The sequence below is a fragment of the Alcanivorax limicola genome, from assembly GCF_019931215.1.
GTDB lineage: Bacteria > Pseudomonadota > Gammaproteobacteria > Pseudomonadales > Alcanivoracaceae > Isoalcanivorax > Isoalcanivorax limicola.
In genome coordinates, this window is the sequence record NZ_JAIOUB010000008.1 from 1 (window position 1) to 3985 (window position 3985).

2 tRNA genes and 3 rRNA genes are annotated in these 3985 nt (G+C 53.7%); all 5 read left to right on the forward strand.

Features of this window, described 5'->3' with window-relative positions:
• Nucleotides 1-81 (forward strand): 16S ribosomal RNA (locus K8B33_RS15970); the annotation flags it as partial.
• A 73-nt stretch (nucleotides 82-154) separates the two neighbouring features.
• A tRNA-Ile gene (locus K8B33_RS15975) sits at nucleotides 155-231 on the forward strand.
• A gap of 46 nt (nucleotides 232-277) precedes the next feature.
• A tRNA-Ala gene (locus K8B33_RS15980) sits at nucleotides 278-353 on the forward strand.
• 272 nt (nucleotides 354-625) lie between these two features.
• Nucleotides 626-3516: ribosomal RNA gene (locus K8B33_RS15985) — 23S ribosomal RNA — on the forward strand.
• Nucleotides 3517-3765: 249 nt separating this feature from the next.
• A 5S ribosomal RNA gene (gene rrf, locus K8B33_RS15990) occupies nucleotides 3766-3881 on the forward strand.
• The last annotated feature ends 104 nt before the right edge of the window (nucleotides 3882-3985 follow it).

Sequence of the window (3985 nt, forward strand, 5' to 3'; positions counted from 1 at the left end):
ATTACCACGGTGTGGTTCATGACTGGGGTGAAGTCGTAACAAGGTAGCCGTAGGGGAACCTGCGGCTGGATCACCTCCTTAACGACGACCCGCACACATTGCAGGGACCCACACGTTTGTCTGTCTGGTTAAAGGGTGCAGAACCGAGAGTTTCGGGTCTGTAGCTCAGTTGGTTAGAGCGCACCCCTGATAAGGGTGAGGTCGGTGGTTCAAATCCACCCAGACCCACCAGATTTATCCGAGCAGTAGCGGGATGAATCTGAGACGCCGGAAACCTGGGGCCATAGCTCAGCTGGGAGAGCGCCTGCCTTGCACGCAGGAGGTCAGCGGTTCGATCCCGCTTGGCTCCACCAGGTGTCCCGGCTGATACAAAAGGTGAAAACCCAAAAGCAAGCGCGTTGCTTGAGGAATAAAGACGCAGCTTGTTTGCTTTTGGTTTTACACCAAACACCATGATGACGAGTCTGGTGTGCTATTTAACAATATGGATAGAGAAGTCGATTGTTTTAAGTAAAGACGTAAGTGATTGGAGTACTGACACTTGTGTTTTTCGGCGTAATCGATGTGTCGTCCGATCGTGTGATCCTGGTGGTCTTTGAGTTTTGAAGACTGTTTTGGGTTATATGGTCAAGTGACGAAGCGTACACGGTGGATGCCTTGGCAGCCAGAGGCGATGAAGGACGTTGTAGCTTGCGATAAGCTTCGGGGAGGTAGCAAACAACCTTTGATCCGGAGATTTCCGAATGGGGCAACCCACCTGCTGTAAGGCAGGTATCCCTTGACTGAATACATAGGTCTTGGGAGGCGAACGCGGGGAACTGAAACATCTAAGTACCCGTAGGAACAGAAATCAATTGAGATTCCGTCAGTAGCGGCGAGCGAACGCGGATTAGCCCTTAAGCTTGTTTGAATCTAGCAGAACGCATTGGAAAGTGCGGCCATAGTGGGTGATAGCCCCGTATGCGAAAGGTTCTTATGAGTGAAAACGAGTAGGTCGGGACACGTGTTATCCTGACTGAACATGGGGGGACCATCCTCCAAGGCTAAATACTCCTGGCTGACCGATAGTGAACCAGTACCGTGAGGGAAAGGCGAAAAGAACCCCGGAGAGGGGAGTGAAATAGAACCTGAAACCGTGTACGTACAAGCAGTCGGAGCCCGTTTAGGCGGGTGACGGCGTACCTTTTGTATAATGGGTCAGCGACTTAATTTCAGTAGCGAGGTTAACCGAATAGGGGAGCCGTAGGGAAACCGAGTCTTAATAGGGCGCATAGTTGCTGGGATTAGACCCGAAACCGGGCGATCTACCCATGGCCAGGTTGAAGGTGCGGTAACACGCACTGGAGGACCGAACCGGGATCTGTTGAAAAAGATTCGGATGAGCTGTGGGTCGGAGTGAAAGGCTAATCAAGCCCGGAGATAGCTGGTTCTCCCCGAAAGCTATTTAGGTAGCGCCTCACGTATCACCCTCGGGGGTAGAGCACTGTTTCGGCTAGGGGGCCATCCCGGCTTACCAAACCGATGCAAACTCCGAATACCGAGGAGTGCAGCGTGGGAGACACACGGCGGGTGCTAACGTTCGTCGTGAAGAGGGCAACAACCCAGACCGCCAGCTAAGGTCCCTAAATCCAGTTAAGTGGGAAACGATGTGGGAAGGCTCAGACAGCCAGGAGGTTGGCTTAGAAGCAGCCATCCTTTAAAGAAAGCGTAACAGCTCACTGGTCGAGTCGGCCTGCGCGGAAGATGTAACGGGGCTCAAACTGGATACCGAAGCTGCGGATGTGCACTTAGTGCATGTGGTAGGGGAGCGTTCTGTAAGCCGTTGAAGGTGAGTTGAGAAGCTTGCTGGAGGTATCAGAAGTGCGAATGCTGACGTGAGTAACGATAATGCGGGTGAAAAACCTGCACGCCGAAAGACCAAGGTTTCCTGCGCAACGCTAATCGGCGCAGGGTGAGTCGGCCCCTAAGGTGAGGCTGAAGAGCGTAACTGATGGGAAACGGGTTAATATTCCCGTACTTCTTGTGACTGCGATGGAGTGACGGAGAAGGCTATACCTACCGGGCGTTGGTTGTCCCGGGGAAAGACCGTAGGCTGGGATCTTAGGTAAATCCGGGATCCTAAGGCTGAGAGTCGAGACGACTGGCCCTTTGGGCCGGGAAGTGGTTGATGCCATGCTTCCAGGAAAACCTTCTAAGCTTCAGGTCATGAGGAACCGTACCCTAAACCGACACAGGTGGTTGGGATGAGTATTCTAAGGCGCTTGAGAGAACTCGGGTGAAGGAACTAGGCAAAATGGTACCGTAACTTCGGGAGAAGGTACGCCGGTGGATGTGAAGGGCTTGCCCCGTAAGCGTCTGTCGGCCGCAGTGAAAAGGCCCCTGCAACTGTTTATTAAAAACACAGCACTCTGCAAACACGAAAGTGGACGTATAGGGTGTGACGCCTGCCCGGTGCCGGAAGGTTAATTGATGGGGTTATCTTCGGAGAAGCTCTTGATCGAAGCCCCGGTAAACGGCGGCCGTAACTATAACGGTCCTAAGGTAGCGAAATTCCTTGTCGGGTAAGTTCCGACCTGCACGAATGGCGTAATGATGGGGGCGCTGTCTCCACCCGAGACTCAGTGAAATCGAAATCGCAGTGAAGATGCTGTGTACCCGCGGCTAGACGGAAAGACCCCGTGAACCTTTACTATAGCTTCGCATTGGACTTTGAGCCTGCTTGTGTAGGATAGCTGGGAGACATTGAAACCGGGACGCCAGTTCCGGTGGAGTCAACCTTGAAATACCAGCCTGGCATGTTTGGGGTTCTAACCTAGGTCCGTTATCCGGATCAGGGACAATGTGTGGTGGGTAGTTTGACTGGGGCGGTCTCCTCCCAAAGAGTAACGGAGGAGCACAAAGGTACCCTAAGTACGGTCGGACATCGTACGGTTAGTGCAAAGGCATAAGGGTGCTTGACTGCGAGACCTACAAGTCGAGCAGGAGCGAAAGCTGGTCTTAGTGATCCGGTGGTTCTGTATGGAAGGGCCATCGCTCAACGGATAAAAGGTACTCCGGGGATAACAGGCTGATACCGCCCAAGAGTTCATATCGACGGCGGTGTTTGGCACCTCGATGTCGGCTCATCTCATCCTGGGGCTGAAGCCGGTCCCAAGGGTATGGCTGTTCGCCATTTAAAGAGGTACGCGAGCTGGGTTTAGAACGTCGTGAGACAGTTCGGTCCCTATCTGCCGTGGGCGTTGGAGATTTGAGAGGAGCTGCTCCTAGTACGAGAGGACCGGAGTGGACGAACCTCTGGTGTTCCGGTTGTCACGCCAGTGGCATTGCCGGGTAGCTACGTTCGGACGGGATAACCGCTGAAAGCATCTAAGCGGGAAGCCTCCCTCAAGATGAGATCTCCCTGGGCACTTGATGCCCCTGAAGGGCCGTGGAAGACCACCACGTTGATAGGCTGGGTGTGGAAGCGCAGTAATGTGTGAAGCTAACCAGTACTAATTGCCCGTGCGGCTTGACCATATAACCCAAAGCGGTCATCGACAGCGAGAGCTGAGCGAAGATCCGGGTGGCAAGCACGATCAGAAGACACGGATTGCGGTCTGCAAAGACCAAGCCGAAAGACACAAGGTCAGTACCAATGCTGACGTCTTACGCGAAACACTCGACACCGGCAGCGTTATCAAGCCGACTCTATCCAAAGTCTTGAGCTGCACCCGATACAGGGTGTGACTGAAGGCAACCCAATTTGGCCTCGGCCATACCGGTTTGCCTGACGAACATAGAGCGTTGGAACCACCTGATCCCATACCGAACTCAGAAGTGAAACGACGCATCGCCGATGGTAGTGTGGGGTCTCCCCATGTGAGAGTAGGTCATCGTCAGGCTCCTAAATATAAAAGACCCCCGCCGCTCCGCGTCGGGGGTTTTTTATATTTAGGAGCGAAGTCCTCCTCCCACTACCTCGCAGCGCAACGCGCTGCCATGTGAC